This is a genomic window from Nonomuraea terrae (genome assembly GCF_044465245.1).
Lineage (GTDB): Bacteria > Actinomycetota > Actinomycetes > Streptosporangiales > Streptosporangiaceae > Nonomuraea > Nonomuraea terrae.
Genome location: NZ_JBITLL010000008.1, coordinates 35,686 through 52,584 on the forward strand (window position 1 = coordinate 35,686; position 16,899 = coordinate 52,584).

At 70.3% G+C, this 16,899-nt stretch carries 20 protein-coding genes; 8 read left to right on the forward strand and 12 right to left on the reverse strand.

Translation table 11 applies throughout. The annotated features are described in order from the left end of the window. Positions 1–95: 95 nt before the first annotated feature. Positions 96–251, reverse strand: a complete 156-nt coding sequence (locus ACIBP6_RS38375) for a hypothetical protein (RefSeq protein WP_397059020.1) — start codon at positions 249–251, stop codon at positions 96–98. 160 nt (positions 252–411) lie between these two features. On the opposite strand from ACIBP6_RS38375, the gene ACIBP6_RS38380 reads away from it, so the two are divergent. Next, complete coding sequence (locus ACIBP6_RS38380) at positions 412–594, forward strand: hypothetical protein (protein ID WP_397059022.1); 183 nt, start codon at positions 412–414, stop codon at positions 592–594. A 224-nt stretch (positions 595–818) separates the two neighbouring features. Here the strand turns inward: ACIBP6_RS38380 and ACIBP6_RS38385 are convergent, their stop codons facing one another. Next, positions 819–1,682 carry an NAD(P)-dependent oxidoreductase gene (locus tag ACIBP6_RS38385; protein WP_397059024.1) on the reverse strand — a complete coding sequence of 288 codons (864 nt, stop codon included), beginning with the start codon at positions 1,680–1,682 and terminating at the stop codon, positions 819–821. Between the two features lie 57 nt (positions 1,683–1,739). Between ACIBP6_RS38385 and ACIBP6_RS38390 the strand changes: the two genes are divergently transcribed. Beyond that, complete coding sequence (locus ACIBP6_RS38390; protein WP_397059026.1) at positions 1,740–2,078, forward strand: winged helix-turn-helix transcriptional regulator; 339 nt, start codon at positions 1,740–1,742, stop codon at positions 2,076–2,078. Positions 2,079–2,393: 315 nt separating this feature from the next. Here ACIBP6_RS38390 and ACIBP6_RS38395 read toward each other — a convergent pair whose 3' ends face one another. The 3 genes from ACIBP6_RS38395 to ACIBP6_RS38405 form a co-directional block, all read right to left on the reverse strand. Continuing rightward, positions 2,394–3,272: a GNAT family N-acetyltransferase gene (locus ACIBP6_RS38395; RefSeq protein ID WP_397059028.1), complete on the reverse strand. Its 879-nt coding sequence runs from the start codon at positions 3,270–3,272 to the stop codon at positions 2,394–2,396. 10 nt (positions 3,273–3,282) lie between these two features. Further along, positions 3,283–3,519, reverse strand: a complete 237-nt coding sequence (locus ACIBP6_RS38400; RefSeq protein WP_397059030.1) for a hypothetical protein — start codon at positions 3,517–3,519, stop codon at positions 3,283–3,285. Positions 3,520–3,611: 92 nt separating this feature from the next. Then, positions 3,612–3,848, reverse strand: a complete 237-nt coding sequence (locus ACIBP6_RS38405; RefSeq protein WP_397059032.1) for a hypothetical protein — start codon at positions 3,846–3,848, stop codon at positions 3,612–3,614. Positions 3,849–3,858: 10 nt separating this feature from the next. Between ACIBP6_RS38405 and ACIBP6_RS38410 the strand changes: the two genes are divergently transcribed. Further along, positions 3,859–4,020 (forward strand): hypothetical protein, encoded by a 162-nt coding sequence (locus ACIBP6_RS38410; protein ID WP_165969767.1) that lies wholly within the window; start codon positions 3,859–3,861, stop codon positions 4,018–4,020. Between the two features lie 3 nt (positions 4,021–4,023). Here ACIBP6_RS38410 and ACIBP6_RS38415 read toward each other — a convergent pair whose 3' ends face one another. From ACIBP6_RS38415 to ACIBP6_RS38425, 3 genes are all read right to left on the reverse strand, one after another. After that, positions 4,024–4,770 carry an alpha/beta fold hydrolase gene (locus tag ACIBP6_RS38415; RefSeq protein WP_397059034.1) on the reverse strand — a complete coding sequence of 249 codons (747 nt, stop codon included), beginning with the start codon at positions 4,768–4,770 and terminating at the stop codon, positions 4,024–4,026. A 16-nt stretch (positions 4,771–4,786) separates the two neighbouring features. After that, a complete protein-coding gene (locus tag ACIBP6_RS38420; RefSeq protein ID WP_132613582.1) occupies positions 4,787–7,009 on the reverse strand; it encodes an ATP-binding SpoIIE family protein phosphatase in 2,223 nt (740 codons plus the stop codon). 123 nt (positions 7,010–7,132) lie between these two features. Continuing rightward, complete coding sequence (locus ACIBP6_RS38425; RefSeq protein WP_397059037.1) at positions 7,133–7,840, reverse strand: metal-dependent transcriptional regulator; 708 nt, start codon at positions 7,838–7,840, stop codon at positions 7,133–7,135. Between the two features lie 102 nt (positions 7,841–7,942). On the opposite strand from ACIBP6_RS38425, the gene ACIBP6_RS38430 reads away from it, so the two are divergent. Continuing rightward, positions 7,943–8,560, forward strand: a complete 618-nt coding sequence (locus ACIBP6_RS38430; protein ID WP_397059039.1) for a UdgX family uracil-DNA binding protein — start codon at positions 7,943–7,945, stop codon at positions 8,558–8,560. Positions 8,561–8,640: 80 nt separating this feature from the next. Here ACIBP6_RS38430 and ACIBP6_RS38435 read toward each other — a convergent pair whose 3' ends face one another. Together ACIBP6_RS38435 and pdxH are read right to left on the reverse strand one after the other, a co-directional pair. Then, complete coding sequence (locus ACIBP6_RS38435; protein WP_397059041.1) at positions 8,641–9,894, reverse strand: MFS transporter; 1,254 nt, start codon at positions 9,892–9,894, stop codon at positions 8,641–8,643. A gap of 10 nt (positions 9,895–9,904) precedes the next feature. Beyond that, the gene (pdxH, locus tag ACIBP6_RS38440; RefSeq protein ID WP_132613576.1) at positions 9,905–10,558 is read right to left on the reverse strand and encodes a pyridoxamine 5'-phosphate oxidase; all 654 of its coding nucleotides are present in this window, start codon (positions 10,556–10,558) and stop codon (positions 9,905–9,907) included. Between the two features lie 231 nt (positions 10,559–10,789). Here pdxH and ACIBP6_RS38445 point away from each other — a divergent pair, with 231 nt between their 5' ends. The 4 genes from ACIBP6_RS38445 (at position 10,790) to ACIBP6_RS38460 (ending at position 15,398) form a co-directional block, all read left to right on the forward strand. Then, a complete protein-coding gene (locus ACIBP6_RS38445; RefSeq protein WP_397059043.1) occupies positions 10,790–11,896 on the forward strand; it encodes a citrate synthase 2 in 1,107 nt (368 codons plus the stop codon). Positions 11,897–12,026: 130 nt separating this feature from the next. Continuing rightward, positions 12,027–13,136 (forward strand): phosphoserine transaminase, encoded by a 1,110-nt coding sequence (gene serC / locus ACIBP6_RS38450; protein ID WP_132613572.1) that lies wholly within the window; start codon positions 12,027–12,029, stop codon positions 13,134–13,136. 160 nt (positions 13,137–13,296) lie between these two features. Then, a complete protein-coding gene (locus ACIBP6_RS38455) occupies positions 13,297–14,721 on the forward strand; it encodes an aldehyde dehydrogenase family protein (RefSeq protein WP_397059045.1) in 1,425 nt (474 codons plus the stop codon). A gap of 32 nt (positions 14,722–14,753) precedes the next feature. Further along, positions 14,754–15,398, forward strand: a complete 645-nt coding sequence (locus ACIBP6_RS38460; protein ID WP_397059047.1) for a TetR/AcrR family transcriptional regulator — start codon at positions 14,754–14,756, stop codon at positions 15,396–15,398. Here the strand turns inward: ACIBP6_RS38460 and ACIBP6_RS38465 are convergent. Continuing rightward, positions 15,376–16,020 carry a rhomboid family intramembrane serine protease gene (locus ACIBP6_RS38465; RefSeq protein ID WP_397059049.1) on the reverse strand — a complete coding sequence of 215 codons (645 nt, stop codon included), beginning with the start codon at positions 16,018–16,020 and terminating at the stop codon, positions 15,376–15,378. The two genes, ACIBP6_RS38460 and ACIBP6_RS38465, sit on opposite strands and share 23 nt — an antisense overlap. Before the next feature lie 110 nt (positions 16,021–16,130). Next, the gene (locus ACIBP6_RS38470; protein ID WP_397059051.1) at positions 16,131–16,895 is read right to left on the reverse strand and encodes a crotonase/enoyl-CoA hydratase family protein; all 765 of its coding nucleotides are present in this window, start codon (positions 16,893–16,895) and stop codon (positions 16,131–16,133) included. Between the last annotated feature and the right edge of the window lie 4 nt (positions 16,896–16,899).

Here is a 16,899-nt window from a genome sequence, read left to right on the forward strand (position 1 = left end):
GCGCGGATTGGGATGACCTGCTCGGCGGCTACGACGAACCACCCGGGCAGATGCCGAGCCGCAGAGTGTGGACGAGCTGCGGCCCATGGTGTCGCTCACCACGTCGATGCCGCCGACCAGATCGCGGCCCCGGCCGGCTGCCGGTGGCCGAGCCGCACGTGACGCTCGCCTACCTCGGTGAGGGCCTGGACGATGCCGCGCTGGTGGTGGGGAAGGTGGCGGCCGAGGCGGGGGCCGCTGTCGTGCACCATCGGCGCAGCCGCGTGCGGGCACGGCGATCCTCGCGTGGTTGGCGGCCGCGGGGTGAGAGCTCCGGTCGGTGCCGGTGACGTTCGCCCAGGCGTCCGCGTTCGTGGACGGCGAGCACCGGCACCTGAAGGCGCCGCGCGGGCACAAGTTCTCATCGGCGCCATGGTGGACGAGATCGACTCACGGACTGAGGCGCTGGTCGAGGGCGAAAGCCTGGTAAAGGGTCGTGGTCGTCGGCCTCCGGTCGCGAGGCCGTTCGACAACGGGCGGACGTTGCAGGAACGGCACCCGAACGCCTGCTCGCACCTCTACTCGGCGGCGCGCACGACGGGGTTCACGCGGTGATCGTCTGCACGCGGACCGACGAGGACGGGCGTCGCTGAAGGCCGCCGGGTGGAAGGCCGTCGCGGTGAGGCGGCCGCGCGGCCCGTGGAACTGCGTGTCCCGGCCACGCGGTGACCGGGACGCGGAGCGGGTCGGCCGCACTCTGTGGCAGGCTCCCGGGTCGGCTTGGTGCCCGTTCCGAAGCGATGGTCGCAAGGCAACGCGGTGATCAACCGGCATCCTCCTCAGGGCTTCCTGAGGAGCTCCGTCAGAGAGGCGACGCTCTGGTCGCCTCGCCCTTCCGCGACCGCCCTCCTGAGCAGGTCATGCATCGGCTCGTGCCAGGAGACGTCGATGTTGCCCTCACGCCCGATCTCGTGGTCGTGCGCGATGCCCTCGTAGAACAGGCCGAGAGCGGACGGCGGGTCACTGTAGTCGCGGGTGTCGATGGTGTGGGCCAGCGAAGGCAGGAGTTGAACGATCATCTCCAGCCATTTCTGGCTGTAGCGCACCATCGTGCTCGCCTCCAGCCCGCGCGAGGTGACCAGCGCCGCGCCCTGGAAGAAGCCGAGCAGAGCGGGCAACAGCATGCCGCCGACGGCGAGCTCGTAGAGCGCGGCCAAATCGGGATCGCCGCCGAGGTGGACGGTGTCGCCGCCCAGCACTTTCAGCGTCTGCTCATGGCGGTCGAAGATGGCTCTGTCGCCGCTGTAGTACAGCAAGGTATCCGGCAGGCCGACGGCTGCGGGCACGTTCTTGACTGCGCCGGCCAGGAACTCGGCACCGTGTTCGTCCGCCCAGGCTGCGGTCTCGCGGGCGCCGACCGGGGTTCCGGTGTTCAAGGTGATCAGTGTGCGGCCGGCCAGCTCGGCCGTGGCCGGCTGGAGCGCCTCACGGGTCGCCTCGAAGCCGGTCAAGACGGCGATGATCAGCGAGTTCGCGGAGACTGCTTCCTGGATGGTCGTGGCGCGCACCGCACCCGGTTCCTCCAGGGGGACGGCCTTGGCCCCGGTCCGGTTCCACACGGTCGTCGGGTGCCCCGCTGCGATGAACGCCTTGGCCACGGCAGTGCCGATCGCGCCCAGGCCGATGATGGTTACTGGTGTCATGCCGACCATGCTGGTGTCATTGCCGACAAATCAACAAGTACCTACTATTTTGTTAGTGTGAAGAAGACCAGTTACACCTGCGGCCTCGACGCCGCCATCGACGTCATGGGCGGCAAGTGGAAGGTGCTGATCCTCTGGGCCCTGCACGCCGACGGCACCCTGCGTTTCGGGCAACTGCGGCGCGAGGTCCCCGGCATCAGCGAGCGGATTCTGGCCATCCAACTGCGCGACTTGGAGAAGGCCGGCCTGGTGCATCGCGAGATGCATCACCAGGTCCCGCCCAAGGTCGAGTATTCGTTGACCACCTTCGGAAACTCGCTCGCCACCGCACTCATCCCGCTCGGGCAGTGGGGCGAGGAGCACATGGCGACGATCGAAGCCATCCCACGGGACTGACAGGTCGCGGACCCGTTCATCTCAAGCTCGTTGCCCCGACCGCGCCACTGCCCACGATGAACTCGATCGCAGTCTCCCAGGTCACCACAGATGAGAACCAGGTCCGCGATGACCATGGCCGCGGACCATGGTCGGAAGTCCGGGAGCAGGCACTCAGCTTGACTTCTGACCTCTGATCTTCACCATTGCCCTGGCAGCAGCCAACGGCGATAAAACCCGCATAACGTGGTTCGCCTGCCTGACCGGGCGCGCGCTGTGCGACCTTGACGGACGCCGTCGCCGAGAACACGAAGATCCCAGGTTGAGAAGACGATCTCAGCGGACGAAGGTCGTCGTGCGCGCGAAGCCGCGGAAACCCAGCGACTCGTAGGTCTTGCGCGCCATCGGATGGCCGTCGTCGCCCCGGGGCGCCACGAAGGCCGTCCGCGCGCCCAGCCGCCGCGCGGCGTGCAGGGCGGCGAGCGTAGCGGCGCTCGCCAGGCCCAGCCGGCGGTGCGCCGGATCGGTACCCACGGGCTCCAGCAGCGCCGCCCGGTGCTCCTCATCCAGCCAGACCAGGCAGAACGCCACCGGGGTGCCGTCCGGCGCCTCGACCAGCCAATCGAGCTCGGCGCGGTAGGGCCAGGCCCGCATGACCTGGCGATAGCTCGCACCGGTGACCCGCGAGGGCGGCAGGCCCGGCAGCGAGAACGCGGCCCGGTGCACCGCCGCCCTGGCCTCGGCATCCTGCTCGCCGCGCACGGCACGCAAGGTATGGCCGGCAGGGACCTTCGGCTCCGGCAGGGCGTCGAGGCCGCGGCGCATGTGGGTGAAGAACACGCCGGACTCCTGCGCACGGTATCCGTGCCGGCACAGGACCTCTGCCAGGTCCGTCTCGGACTCCAGCAGCGTGACGTCGCGCTCCAGACCTTCGACGGCGCCGTCGAACCAGCGCAGGATCTCCTCCGCCAGCTCGGGATAGGCCGGGTCGAGCCGCAGGTCGAGAGTGCCGGGGCGCTGCGCCCACGCCCACGCGACGACCTGACCGTCATGCTCCCACAACGACGTAGGCCACTCCGGCTCTCTGCCGACGTGCTGGAAGCGGGACCAGGCCAGGTCTCCGATGTGCCAACGGCTCTCGGGCGACCAGAGCCGCCGGATCAGGTCCTGCATCGTGCGCAGGTCGCCGGGCCCTTCGTAGTCGCGCCGTTTCATCCGGCAAATCCTACCGATCCAAGATGATCAGTGCGGTCTCGAACGCGGTGGCCTTGCGGGCGGGTCGGACGCACTCCCGGTGACGATGACCTCCGAGCCGTCCGGCTGCCTGTCCACCCCGAAGACGGAGGGCGCTGGTAGACCGGCAGCGCAGCCCGCGGCGCGCCGCTTTCTCGTTCTCGATGAACGCCTTCAGCCGGTAGATGCCGCGCACCGCGTCGTAGGTCGGCGTCGTGACGCCGACCACGTGCCCACTGGCCACCAGTGCGAGGTGCAGAAGGTAGCCAATGGTCGGCGAAGTGTGGATCAGGATGTCGTCCTGCTCGCCGATGAGCGGCGTCAGGCAGGCGGCGAGGCGCTGCGCACGCCGGCTTCGCTGATGCGCTCCTCGAGTTCGATGCCGGAGGGGATGAGGGTGACGTCGGCGGTCCAGTCCTGTTCCCACTGGCACGGCAGCAGGGAGGCGCGGATCGTGCGCTCGGACTGGTCGCGGATGTCGAAGGCTCCCGAAGGCCGCAGAAAGCCGTTGGCAGCGTCTGAACCGTCACCCGCGCGGCGGCCCGCCTTCCGCCTCATACTGGACAGCATGGACAGCGGCCTGATCCTCCTGGTCTTCCTGGCGTTGCTGTTCGCCTGGGGCCTCAACCGGTTACGCCGGGCGTTCCGCCTCGGCCCTGTCGGCTACGCCGGCGTGGTGATCGTGTTCGTCATCGTCATGCTGCTGCTGTGGGGTCAGACCATCCGCTGACCCTCACCCGCCGGACGCCTCCAGGATGACCCGGGCCACGAGCTCGGGGTCGTCGCTCATCGGCACGTGCCCGCAGCCCTTGAGCAGCTTGACCCGCTGCCCCGACCACCGCGCCGCGCGTACGGCCTGACGGCGCGGCAGCAGCCGGTCGTGCTCGCCCCACGCGATCGTGATGGGCGACTTGGGCGGCGCGGGCGGCATCACCCCGCCGAACGACTCCAGCGTCGGCTCGAACCCGGTGGACTCGGCGAGCGCCCGCGACGCGGCGGCCAGCGCGTCAGGCTCAAGCCGCGACGGATGCGCCACCAGGAGCCCGGCCGACAGCCCGCGCAGCAGCGGATCTCCCGCCGCCGCGGCCGCACGCAGGCCACGCAGCACCGTCTGGCAGTAGAGCAGCTCGGGACGGGTCCAGAAACCGACCGGCGCCAGCGCGGTCGCCGTGCGGACGACACCGCGCGAGGCGAGTTCGAGCGCGATGTAGCCGCCCAGCGAGTTGCCCGCCACGTGCGGCTCCCGCACCCCGAACCGCGCGCAGAACGACTCCACCGCGTCCGCCAGCGACTCGGCGGTGTACGGGATCGGCTCGGGCAGCCCGGCGGAGGCCCCGAAGCCGGGCAGGTCGACCGCGATCACTGTGCGCACGGCGGCCAGCCGGTCAAGCACCGGCTGCCACGTCTGCCAGTGGTGGCCGATGCCGTGGACGAGGATCAGGGTCTCGCCGCTGCCCCGTCGTTCGAAGGCCAGCTCCATGCGGCCAGTGAACCACTCATCTGCCGCGGGTGGGAATCTCGAACCAGACGGCTTTGCCTTCCCTGGTGGGACGCGATCCCCAGCGCCGGGCCAGCTGGTCGACCAGGTAGAGGCCGCGCCCGCCCTCGTCGTTCTCGCCCGCGCTGCGGATGCGGGGCAGCCGGAGGTCCTGGTCGAACACCTCGACCCAGACCGCCTCCTCGCCTCTGCGCAGCCGCAGGGTGAACTCCTTGTCGCCGACCACGTCGTCTTCGAGGCCCGGCATGTCCCACGAGTCCTCGAACGGCAGCGGCGGTCCGTCGATCACCAGCTCCCGGCGCGGCACCCCCGCGCTCGCCGCGTGCAGCACCACGTTGGTCACGACCTCCGAGACCAGCAGGCAGGCCAGCTCGGCGCGTTCTTCAGGCACGTTCCAGCCCGTGAACGCCTCCGCGGCCATGCGCCGCGCCTCCCCCACCATGATCGGCTGGGCCGGGAACGTCCGCTCCTCCACGTCGAGGTCGACGTCGCTGGAGCGGACGACGAGGATCGCCATGTCGTCGTCGATCTCGCCGGGCACGGCCACGGTGGCGGCGTCGGCGATGCGCTCGACCTCGGCGTCGGACATCTTGGCCAACTTCTCGCAGAGCACGCCGAGCGTCTCGGCCTCGCTCGGCATCTGCCCGTCGCGGCTGGGGCGCCGGTCGACCAGGCCGTCGGTGTAGAGCAGCAGCGCGGCGCCCGGCGGCAGCGTGCGCGTCTCCTCCTTGTAGACCAGGTCGGCGTGCAGGCCCTTGGCGCGCACCCCGAGCGGCTGGCCGACCTCCTCGATGTCGAGCTCGACGCACTGGCCGTCGACCAGCAGCAGCGGCGGGGCGTGCCCGGCGTTGGCGAACGACAGCTGCCGTGACCAGGCGTCGTAGACGAGGTACTGGCAGGTCACGATGGGCGGGATGCTGACTTCTGTGCCGTTGTCGTCCTGCTCGGGGGTGGCGATGATGCGGGTCCACTCGTCGAGCCTGGCCAGGATGTCGGCCGGGGACTTGTCGTCCTGCGCGAAGGCCCGCAGGGCCGCCCTGAGCTGGCCCATGATGGCGGCGGCCTTGGCGCCCCGGCCCTCGACGTCGCCGATGACGATGCCGACGCGGCCGGCGGACAGCGGGATCACGTCGTACCAGTCGCCGCCGACCTGGGTCTGGATGCCCTGGCCGTGGGAGGCGAGCGGGGCCGCCGGGTAGTAGCGCACGGCGATCTGCAGGCCGTCGAGCTGGGGCAGCGCACGCGGCAGCAGGTGTTTCTGGAACGACTCGGCGGTGTGGCGCTCCTCTTCGAACAGCAGCGCGTTGTCGATGGCGAGCGCGACGCGGGTGGCGATGGCGCCGACGAAGTCGCGGTCGAAGGCGTCGTAGTGGGGGCTGCGCCGGTCGGTGAGGTTGGACAGGCCGAGGTACATCAGGCCGAGCGTCTCACCGCGGACGAGCAGCGGGGCCACGATGGCCGAGGTCATGCCGATCTCGCCGCACAGCCGGGCGCTGCCCTCGTGGGGCTGGGGGTAGCGGCTGCCCGCGAAGTCTTCGACGAGGATGGTCTCCTGGCGGCGCAGGGCGGTGTCGGCGTAGTGGCCGGAGGGGTAGCGGATCTCCGCCCCCACCGGCTTCCATGTTCCCGACGGCGGCGTCCACCCCTGTACGTGCTGCGAGACCCGGCGGACGAGCCGGTCACCCTCCATCAGCTCGATGAAGCAGTGGTCGGCGAACTGGGGGACGAGCATCTCGGCGACCCGCTTGAGCGTCTCCTCGACGTAGAGGGAGCCGGCCAGCCGCTCGCCGATGCGCTCCAGCAGGCCGAAGCGGTCTTTCTCGCGTTCGTTGCTGCGCAGCGCCTCGCGCGCCATGATCACGATGCCGGTGACCGACCCCGACGTGTGACGCAGCGGCACGGCCTGGGCGCGGACGTAGACGATGGTGCCGTCGTCGCGGCGGACGTCGAACGTGCCCTCCCACACGCCGCCCTTGAGCACGTGTTTGGCCAGCTCGATGGCGAGCGGGTGGTCCTTCTCCATGATCCCGAGGGACAGGGTGGACGTCTCACGCGCGGCTGACGCGCCCTGCCGGCCGAACAGCTTCTCGGCGAACGGATTCCAGTAGAGGAGGTTGCTGAAGCGGTCGGTGACGACCACCGCCATCTCGGCGTAGTCGAGCACCGACCCGGCAGCGAGATGATCGGCCGCCTCCTGGGAAAGCTCCCCCCAACGCTTCATCCGGAGACCACTCCTCGAGGTGGCATGTGTGCACAGCGGACCACGGGCGCTCCTGCAACAGTCTTGGCCAGGGGAGAGTGGAGGGGCTCCCAAGGGGGATTCAACCAAGCAGCTGCGCGCGCGTCAGCGCTTGGAGACAAAAACGTGCGCCGCGACATCACGCGGAAGCTCCGCGGGATTGTCTCTTGCGTCACCGTCACCTGTCACCCGCACACCGTCGTCGCTCGCCGCGAGCGTCACCTCGCGTCCGGGTTGTATCCCAACTTGCTTGAGTTTAAGCATCACAGCGGGATCGCTTTGCACTTGTTCGCTAATTCGCCGCACGACCACAGCGGTGTCACGCGGGCCCGCCAGGTCGGACATGGTCTCCAGCGCGTCTTCGGCGCCGCCCTCGGCCGGCTCCTGGCCCCCCAGCTCGCCGAGCCCGGGGATGGGATTGCCGTGGGGGCAGGCGGTGGGGTTGTCGAGCAGCGTCACCAGCCGCGCCTCGACGGAGTCGGACATGACGTGCTCCCAGCGGCACGCCTCGATGTGCACCTCTTCCCAGGGCAGCCCGATGACCTGGATGAGCAGGCATTCGGCGAGACGGTGCTTGCGCATCACGCGGGTGGCCAGCGTGCGCCCGAGGTCGGTCATCGACAGGTGCCGGTCGCCCTCGACACGGACGAGGCCGTCGCGCTCCATGCGGGCGACGGTCTGACTGACAGTGGGGCCGCTCTGCTGGAGGCGCTCGGCGATGCGGGCACGAAGGGGGACGATGCCCTCCTCTTCGAGCTCGTAAATCGTGCGGAGATACATCTCCGTGGTGTCGATCAGGCCGTGTGCGGTCAAGGCAGTCCTCCCAACTGAATGTTACGCGGTCGTAGCGGGGACTGGGCCCGTCCGCTGCGGGCACAGAAGTCACACGAACCCTAGTGGGAGAAACGACCGACGATGGCTGACAAGGGCAACAACGGAGCCGCGAAGTTCCTTCCCGACCGGCTCGACCTGGACGCGCTGCGCTCGGCGGCGGCCGGCTGCGAAGGCTGTGACCTGTATCGCAACGCCACTCAGACGGTCTTCGGCGAAGGTCCCGGGCATGCCACGTTCATGCTCGTGGGAGAGCAGCCCGGCGACCGGGAGGACATCGAGGGGCATCCGTTCGTCGGGCCCGCGGGACGCGTGCTCGACCGCGGGCTGGAGGAGGCCGGCATCGCGCGCGAGGACGTCTACGTGACGAACGCGGTCAAACACTTCTCCTTCACGCCCCGGGGCAAGCGGCGCATCCACCAGAAGCCGACGGCCGCCGAGATCACCGCCTGCCGCCCGTGGCTCAACGCGGAGCTGGCCGTCGTGCAGCCCGAGGTCGTCGTGGTGCTCGGCGCGACGGCGGCCAGGTCGCTGCTCGGGCCCGAGTTCCGGGTGACGCGGCACCGGGGTGAGCCGGTGCCGCTCGGTGAGGCGCTGGCGGTGGCGACCGTGCATCCGTCCGCGGTGCTGCGCGCGCCCGACAGGGAGGACGCGTACGAGGGCTTCCTCGCCGACCTTCAAGCGGCGGCGCGGGCCGCATGAAGCGCGAGCCGCGAAGCCGCGTGAGGCGCGGGCCGCATGAAGCGCGAGCCGCATGAAGCGCGAGCCGCGTGAGGCGGCGGCTAGCGCGGCGCGGTGGACTGGTGGGCGCGGAAGTTGCGGAAGCCGCTCACCGACAGTCCGACCGCGATCACCGTGACGGCGCAGGCGATGCCGCCGCCCACCCACGCGCCGCTCAGCCCGAACATCGTCGCGGTGGCCCCGGCGCGCAGCTCGCCGAGGCGCGGCCCGCCGGCCACGACCACCGTGAAGACGCCCTGGAGCCGCCCGCGCATCTCGTCGGGCGCGTACAGCTGCAGGATCGACTGCCGCCACACCGAGGAGATCACGTCGGCGACGCCGCCGACGGCCAGGAACGTGACCACGAGCCACAGGCTGTCGGCCAGGCCCGCGGCGGCCACGGCCAGGCCCCAGACGGTGATGACGATGACCAGGGCGACCCCTTGGCGGGAGACCCGGCTGACCCAGCCGGAGAAGAGCGCGCCGACGACGGAGCCGATGGCCATGGCGGCGTTCAGCCAGCCGAGGGCGACCGGGGAGCCGCCGAAGCTGACCTCGGTCAGCTCGGGGAAGAGCGCCCGCGGCATGGCGAACACCATCGCGATGATGTCCACCACGAACGACATCATCAGCACCGGGCTCCCTGCGATGAATCTGAGGCCCTCCGCCACGGCCCTGGCGCCCGGACGTCTCACCTCGCCCAGCGGGGGCAGTGAGGGCAGCCTGAGGGCCGCGTAGAGGCTCGCGCTGAACAGCAGGGCGTCCACTCCGTACGCGGCCGCGAAGCCGCCGTTCGCCAGGGCGACCGCGCCGATCATCGGCCCCGCGACCGCGCCGATGCTGTAGACCAGCGAGTTGAGCGCGTTGGCGGCGGGCACCAGCTCCGGCGTGAGGATCCTCGGGATGATCGCGCCCCTGGTCGGGCCCGTGATGGCGAAGCCGGTGGAGTTGAGCGCGACCGCGGCGAAGATCAGCCAGACGTTGTCCAGCCCGACCAGTGCCTGGACGAGGATGAACACGGTGGAGCCCCAGGCGATCAGCGAGCCGACGAGCAGCAGCTTGCGCCGGTCCACGGCGTCGGCGACGGCCCCGCCCCACAGGCCGAAGACGATCAGCGGGATGAAGCTGGCCATGCCGAGCAGGCCGACGTAGAAGGAGGAGTGGGTCAGCTCCCAGACCTGCTGCCCGACGGCGACGACGGTGACGCCGACGCCGATGTTCGAAACGGTCTGCCCGAGCCAGATGCGCCGGAACGCGGCAACGCCGAGTGGACGCGTGTCCACCAGATGCCGCTTGACCAGCTCGCCAAATGCCACTCGCAGCAGATTAAGGGGCAAGCCTTTCCAAAACCCATCCGGGTCGGGTACGCCGGTAGCGGAGCCTGTCGTGCATCCGGTCGAGCTGCCCCTGCCAGAACTCCATCTCGATCGGCGTCACCCGGAAACCGCCCCAGAAGTCGGGCACCGGCGGATTCTCCGGCCACCGGGCCGCCAGCTCCGCGTAACGGGCGTCCAGCTCCTCGCGTGAGCGCACGACGGCCGACTGCCGCGAGGCCCAGGCCCCGATGCGGGAGCCGTACGGACGGGACTCGAAGTACGCGGCGGACTCCTCGTGCGAGACGCGCGCCACGGTGCCTTCCACGCGCACCTGGCGGCGTAGCGGGTGCCAGGGGAACAGCAGCGACGCCCGGGGGTTCTCGGCCAGGTCGCGGCCCTTGCGGGACTCGTAGTTGGTGTAGAAGACGAAGCCGCGTTCGTCGTAGCCCTTCAGCAGCACCGTGCGCGCGCTCGGACGGCCTCCGGCCGAGGCGGTGGCCAGGATCATGGCGTTGGGCTCCGGCAGGCCGGCGTCGAGCGCCTCCTGGAACCAGACGGCGAACTGCGTGATCGGATCGGGCGCGAGGTCGGCTTCGAGCAGCGGCTCGCCCTCGTACGTACGGCGAAGCGCCGCCAGCAAGGGCGGGCGCGGGGTGGCATCCACAAAACGGTATTCTTGCGCGCTCGTGTGGCGGATCTCATGCGGGCCGCCTCCAGCGGGTCGCCAGGGCAGCCGTGATCCGGCGCCCGGCGCATCTCGCCTACCAGCGGTTTCCGCTCAACGGCGGGTCCGGAGACCGAGCACCACCTGGTACGGGGTTAAATTGACCCGCCGGTATCTCGACATCAAGGCATCGCATTGCCGAAACATGGCAGGAAAGGGAGGCGGCCGAGTATGTCCGACTTCAAACCCGGACTTGAAGGCGTCGTAGCTTTCGAGACCGAGATCGCGGAACCGGACAAAGAAGGGGGCGCCCTTCGATACCGGGGCGTCGACATCGAAGAGCTGGTCGGCCGTGTCCCGTTCGGGCACGTTTGGGGCCTGCTGGTCGACAACCAGTTCCAGCCGGGTCTCCCCCCGGCGGAGCCGTACCCCATTCCTGTCCACTCCGGTGACATCCGCGTAGACGTCCAGAGCGCGCTCGCCATGCTCGCTCCGGCCTATGGCTTCAAGCCCCTGCTCGACATCAGCGACGACGAGGCCCGCGACCAGCTCGCGCGCGCCTCGGTGATGGCGCTCTCCTTCGTGGCTCAGTCCGCGCGCGGGCTCGGCCTGCCGATGGTCCCCGAGAGCCGCGTGGACGAGGCCAAGACGATCGTCGAGCGTTTCATGATCCGCTGGCGCGGTGAGCCCGATCCCAAGCACGTCAAGGCCATCGACGCCTACTGGACCTCCGCGGCCGAGCACGGCATGAACGCCTCCACGTTCACCGCCCGCGTCATCGCCTCCACCGGCGCCGACGTGGCCGCCGCGCTCTCCGGCGCCGTCGGCGCCATGTCGGGCCCGCTGCACGGCGGCGCCCCGGCCCGCGTGCTGCACATGATCGAGGGCGTCGAGCAGCTCGGCGACGCCAAGAAGTACGTCCAGGGCGAGCTCGACAAGGGCAACCGCCTCATGGGCTTCGGTCACCGCGTCTACCGCGCGGAGGACCCGCGCGCCCGCGTGCTGCGCCGCACCGCCAAGGAGCTCGACGCGCCCCGCTTCGAGGTCGCGGCGGCGCTGGAGCAGGCGGCGCTGGAGGAGCTGCACGCCCGCAAGCCCGATCGCGTGCTCGCCACCAACGTGGAGTACTGGGCGGCCGTGGTGCTCGACTTCGCCGAGGTCCCCTCCCACATGTTCACCTCGATGTTCACCTGCGCGCGTACGGCCGGCTGGGCCGCGCACATCCTGGAGCAGAAGCGCACGGGCCGGTTGGTCCGCCCGAGCGCCGACTACATCGGCCCGACCTCGCGTCCCCTGAGCGAGGTCCCGGGCGCCGACGAGGTCATCGGCAAGTACTGACCGGCGGCCTCCGTCACGACGGCTACCGCGCGCGTTTCCCCACGCCGCGGTAGCCGTTTCGCTGTGCGCGCAGGTCTCAGGATCCGGACCGCTTACCGGCCCATCCGCGCAGGTCGGTAGGCTCCGTTACGTGGCTGACATCGTGATTCCCGCTGACATCAAGCCCGCCGACGGCCGCTTCGGCTGCGGGCCCTCGAAGGTTCGCACCGAGCAGCTGGCCGCGCTCGCCGCCTCCGGCGCGAGCGTCATGGGCACCTCGCACCGCCAGAAGCCGGTCAAGAGCCTGGTCGGCCGCGTCCGTTCCGGCCTGGCCGACCTGTTCTCGCTGCCGGAGGGCTACCAGGTCGTCCTCGGCAACGGCGGCACCACCGCGTTCTGGGACATCGCCGCCTTCGGGCTCATCCGCGAGAAGTCCCAGCACCTGTCGTTCGGCGAGTTCTCCTCGAAGTTCGCCGCGGTGACCAAGAAGGCCCCGTGGCTCGCCGAGCCGAGCGTCATCGGCTCCGAGGTCGGCACGTACCCGAAGGCGGTCGCCGAGGACGGCGTGGACGCCTACGCGCTCACCCACAACGAGACCTCGACCGGCGTCGCCATGCCGATCACCCGCGTGGGCGGCGACGACGCGCTGGTGCTCGTCGACGCCACCTCCGGCGCGGGCGGCCTGCCCGTCGACATCGCCGAGACCGACGTCTACTACTTCGCGCCGCAGAAGAGCTTCGCCTCCGACGGCGGCCTGTGGATCGCGATCATGTCGCCGCGCGCCCTGGCCAGGGTCGAGGAGATCACCGCGAGCGGCCGCTTCGTGCCGGAGTTCTTCAGCCTGCCGGTCGCCATCGACAACTCCTCGAAGGACCAGACGTACAACACGCCGGCCGTGGCCACGCTGTTCCTGCTGGCCGACCAGCTCGACTGGATGAACGGCAACGGCGGCCTGGCCTGGACGACCGCCCGCACGGCCGACTCCAGCCAGCGCCTGTACACCTGGGCCGAGAAGTCGTCCTACGCGACGCCGTTCGCCGCGCCGGAGTTCCGCTCGCAGGTGGTCGGCACGATCGACTTCGCCGACTCCGTCGACGCCGCCGCCGTGGCCAAGGTGCTGCGCGCCAACGGCATCGTCGACACCGAGCCGTACCGCAAGCTGGGCCGCAACCAGCTGCGCATCGCGATGTTCCCGGCGATCGACCCGGCCGACATCGAGGCCCTGACGACCTGCGTCGACTACGTGGTCGAGCGCCTCTAGACACCTTCCATCCATCCCCAGGGCGGCCTCTGGTCGCCCTTTTTTCGCGCCGCCGTTCGGACAGTGTGTCGGACACCATGTCCGAAATGTCCTCGATCGGGGTTACGCTGGTGAATGCCTGGTCAGCACGGCCGGGCTCGACCCCTTTGTGGAGTGACCCTTGTCTGTTTCCGAAAGTGCTGCCGTCTCTGTCTCGTCGACCATCGGGGGGAAGGCCCATCCGACGGCGGCGACGTTCGACGTGGTGAACCCCGCCACCGGTGAGGTCTTCGCCACCGCGCCCGACGCGTCGGCGGCCGACGTGGACGCGGCCGTGCGGGCCGCCGCCCAGGCGTACCCTTCGTGGCGTTCCGACGCGAAGACGCGCCGGGAGGTGCTGAACGCCGCCGCCGACGCCCTGCTGGCCGCCTTGGACGAGATCGTGCCCATCCTGACCGCCGAGCAGGGCAAGCCTCTCGCCGAGTCGGCGCGGGAGGTGCAGACGGCGGCCATGTTCTTCCGCTACTACGCGGACATGGAGCTCCCGCGGGAGGTGCTGCGCGACGACGAGAGCGCCTTCGTCCAGCTCGTACGCCGCCCGCTCGGCCCCGTCGCGGTCATCGCCCCGTGGAACTTCCCCCTCACCCTCGCGGGGGCGAAGATCGCGCCGGCGCTGTCGGCGGGGAACACCGTGGTGCTCAAACCCTCCCCCTTCACGCCGTTGTCCTCGCTGAAGGTCGGCGAGGTCCTGCGGGAGGTGCTGCCCGCCGGCGTACTCAACGTCATCAGCGGCGGCAACGAGGCGGGAGCGGCCATGACGACGCACCCCCTCATCCGCAAGATCAGCTTCACCGGCTCCATCGCGACGGGCAAGGCCATCGCCGCCGCCGCGGCCGCCGACCTGAAGCGCACCACCCTCGAACTCGGCGGCAACGACCCGGTGATCGTGCTGGAGGGCGCCGACCCCGTCCGGGTCGCCGAGGGCGTCTTCCCCCGCGCCTTCTCCAACAGCGGCCAGGTGTGCGTGGCGCCCAAGCGGGTGTACGCCCACGAGTCACTGCGGCCCGCGCTCGTCGAGGCGCTCGCCGAGCTGGCGCGTGACGCGAAGGTCGGCGACGGCTCGCTCGCCGGCACCGAGCTCGGCCCGGTCAACAACCGCCCCCAGCTGGAGCGGGTCGCCGAGCTGGTCGACGACGCCGTCCGCCACGGGGCCACCGTGGCCGCGGGCGGAGGCGTGATCGACGGCAAGGGCTACTTCTACCAGCCCACGATCCTGACCGACCTCGGCGACGGCGTGCGGATCGTCGACGAAGAGCAGTTCGGTCCGGCCCTGCCCGTCATCGGCTACCGTGACCTGGACGACGCGGTGGCCCGGGCCAACGCGACCCACTTCGGCCTCGGCAGCTCCGTCTGGGGCGAGGACCTCGAGCGGGCTGCGGCGGTGGCCGAGCGGCTGGAGGCGGGCACGACGTGGGTGAACACCCACACCGCGCGGAGCCTCGACGAGCCGTTCGCCGGCGTGAAGTGGAGCGGCATCGGCGTGGAGAGCGGCCGGTGGGGCCTGAAGGGCTTCACCGAGTTCCACCTCATTCACCAGGCCCGCTGATCCCCCAGAGCGGACGAGCGAAGGAGCATGAGATGCCCTCGATCACCCGGCGTCCCCCCAAGAGTGAGGAAGACCGCACCGCGGTACGAGCCAGACTGCTGGCCACCACTCAGCGTCTGCTGACCGAGGGCGTCGGCTTCACCGAGCTGGGCGTGCAGCGCATCGCCGCCGAGGCGAAAGTCGCCAGGTCCTCGTTCTACGTGCACTTCAAGGACAAGAGCGAGCTGTTGCTACAGCTCGCCGCCTCCTTCAAGCAGAAGTCCTTCGACATCGTCTCCCGCTGGCAGGCGGGGCCGGACGCGGACTGGGAGGGCCTCGCGCGCGCCTACGAGGAGGTGATCGCCCTGTACCGGGAGAACCGCGCGCTGCTCGGGGCGATCAACGAGGCGGCCGCGTACGACCCGGCCGTCCGCGCCTACTGGAACGCCCAGCTCGGCCGCTTCCGCTCGGCGATGGCCGGACGACTACGCGCGGAGCAGCGCGACGGCCTGCTGGGGCCGGACGTCGACCCCGAGGTCGCCGCCAGGGTCGTCGTCTTCGGCGGCTTCGCCGTGCTGTCGCAGCACATCGCGGACGGCGACAGCGCCGAGGACGCGGCGATCGCCAGGGAGACCGCGCTGGCGCACTGGCACGGCACGTTCCGGCGCCCCAGCCCTAGTACGGGTACGGGGCGGTGACGGCGGGGCGCCTGCGGCGCAGCACCCAGCCGGCCACCACGCCGCCGATGAGGCCGAACAGGTGGCCCTGCCACGAGATGCCCTGCTGGTTGGGCAGCAGGCCCGCCAGGATGCCCCAGTAGGCGACGCCGACGCCGACGGCGATCGCGATGTCGAGCAGCCGGCGGTCGAAGACCCCGCGGGCCAGGATGAAGCCGAAGTAGCCGAACACCAGCCCGCTGGCCCCGACCGTCACGACGTTGATCGGCGTGGTCAGCCATGTGCCGAGGCCGCCGATGAAGATGATCAGCACGGTGGCCCAGAGGAACTTGCCGACGTCGCGCAACCCCGCGAGGAAGCCCAGGATCAGCAGCGGCACGGAGTTGGCCATGAGGTGGCCAAAGCCGCCGTGCAGGAACGGCGCGAAGATGATGCCGATGAGGCCGTCGCCGTCCCACCCCACGATGCCGAACTGCCGGTCGAGCAGGCCGAAGCTGGTGTCGTAGGGGGTGATGAGGAAGTCGACGATCTCGACGATCCACATCACCGCCAGCATGGCGACCACGATGATGAACGCGCTGACCGCGCCGGACAGGAGGGCTCCGGCGCCACGCCTGAACCTCGAACCCGAATAGTCGCCCATGCGCTCTCCCGGTAGGTCGTCTTCTCTTTCTTTACCGTAACCAGGAAGACGTAAGCGCGTGTAAAGGGAGAAGCCCCTCCCGCCCGAAGTGGGGACGGGAGGGGATCAGGTCATTCGCCCTTCCACTGAGGGGCGCGCTTCTCGGCGAAGGCCGCCGCGCCCTCCATGGCGTCCTTGGAACCGAAGACCGGGTTGATGATCTCGCCCTGCTTCTTGAACATCTCCTCCAGCGACCAGTCCTGCGACTCGATGATCACTCTCTTGGTCGCGGCGAGCGCGAGCGGGGCGTTGGCCGCGATCTTGCGGGCCAGCTCCAGCGCGCCCTCCAGCGCCTTGCCCGGCTCGGTGACCCGGTTGACCAGGCCCAGCTCGTACAGGCGGGAGGCCGGGTAGTGGTCGCCGGTCAGGGCGATCTCCATGGCCACGTGGTACGGGATCCGCCGCGGCAGCCGCATGACGCCGCCCGCGCCGGCCACCAGCCCGCGCTTGGGTTCCGGCAGCCCGAACGTCGCGTCGGACGACGCCACGATCACGTCGCAGGCCATGGCCAGCTCGAAGCCGCCCGCCAGGGCGTACCCCTCGACGGCGGCGACGAGGGGCTTCTTCGGCGGCGACTCCGTCAGCCCGCCGAACCCCCGGCCCTGCACGACCGGCATGTCCCCGGTCAGGAACCCCTTCAGGTCCATCCCGGCGCAGAACGTGCCGCCGGCCCCGGTCAGGACGTACGCGGAGATGTCGGGACGGGCGTCCAGCGCGTCCAGCGCCTCGGCGACACCTCTCGCCACGGCCCCGTTGACGGCGTTGCGAGCCTTGGGCCGGTTGAGGGTAAGAATCGCCACATTGCCGGACTCTTCGACGAGCACTTCGTCAGACACGAGA

What these genes read in the sequence shown, in the direction of transcription:
- ACIBP6_RS38460 (WP_397059047.1), top strand. Translation starts at nt 14,754, where the DNA reads ATGCCCTCGATCACCCGGCGTCCCCCCAAGAGTGAGGAAGACCGCACC.
- ACIBP6_RS38420 (WP_132613582.1), bottom strand. Translation starts at nt 7,009, where the DNA reads ATGAAGCGTTGGGGGGAGCTTTCCCAGGAGGCGGCCGATCATCTCGCT.
- ACIBP6_RS38465 (WP_397059049.1), bottom strand. Translation starts at nt 16,020, where the DNA reads ATGGGCGACTATTCGGGTTCGAGGTTCAGGCGTGGCGCCGGAGCCCTC.
- ACIBP6_RS38385 (WP_397059024.1), bottom strand. Translation starts at nt 1,682, where the DNA reads ATGACACCAGTAACCATCATCGGCCTGGGCGCGATCGGCACTGCCGTG.
- ACIBP6_RS38410 (WP_165969767.1), top strand. Translation starts at nt 3,859, where the DNA reads ATGGACAGCGGCCTGATCCTCCTGGTCTTCCTGGCGTTGCTGTTCGCC.
- ACIBP6_RS38375 (WP_397059020.1), bottom strand. Translation starts at nt 251, where the DNA reads ATGGTGCACGACAGCGGCCCCCGCCTCGGCCGCCACCTTCCCCACCAC.
- ACIBP6_RS38415 (WP_397059034.1), bottom strand. Translation starts at nt 4,770, where the DNA reads ATGGAGCTGGCCTTCGAACGACGGGGCAGCGGCGAGACCCTGATCCTC.
- ACIBP6_RS38405 (WP_397059032.1), bottom strand. Translation starts at nt 3,848, where the DNA reads ATGAGGCGGAAGGCGGGCCGCCGCGCGGGTGACGGTTCAGACGCTGCC.
- ACIBP6_RS38380 (WP_397059022.1), top strand. Translation starts at nt 412, where the DNA reads ATGGTGGACGAGATCGACTCACGGACTGAGGCGCTGGTCGAGGGCGAA.
- ACIBP6_RS38445 (WP_397059043.1), top strand. Translation starts at nt 10,790, where the DNA reads ATGTCCGACTTCAAACCCGGACTTGAAGGCGTCGTAGCTTTCGAGACC.
- ACIBP6_RS38395 (WP_397059028.1), bottom strand. Translation starts at nt 3,272, where the DNA reads ATGAAACGGCGCGACTACGAAGGGCCCGGCGACCTGCGCACGATGCAG.
- ACIBP6_RS38430 (WP_397059039.1), top strand. Translation starts at nt 7,943, where the DNA reads ATGGCTGACAAGGGCAACAACGGAGCCGCGAAGTTCCTTCCCGACCGG.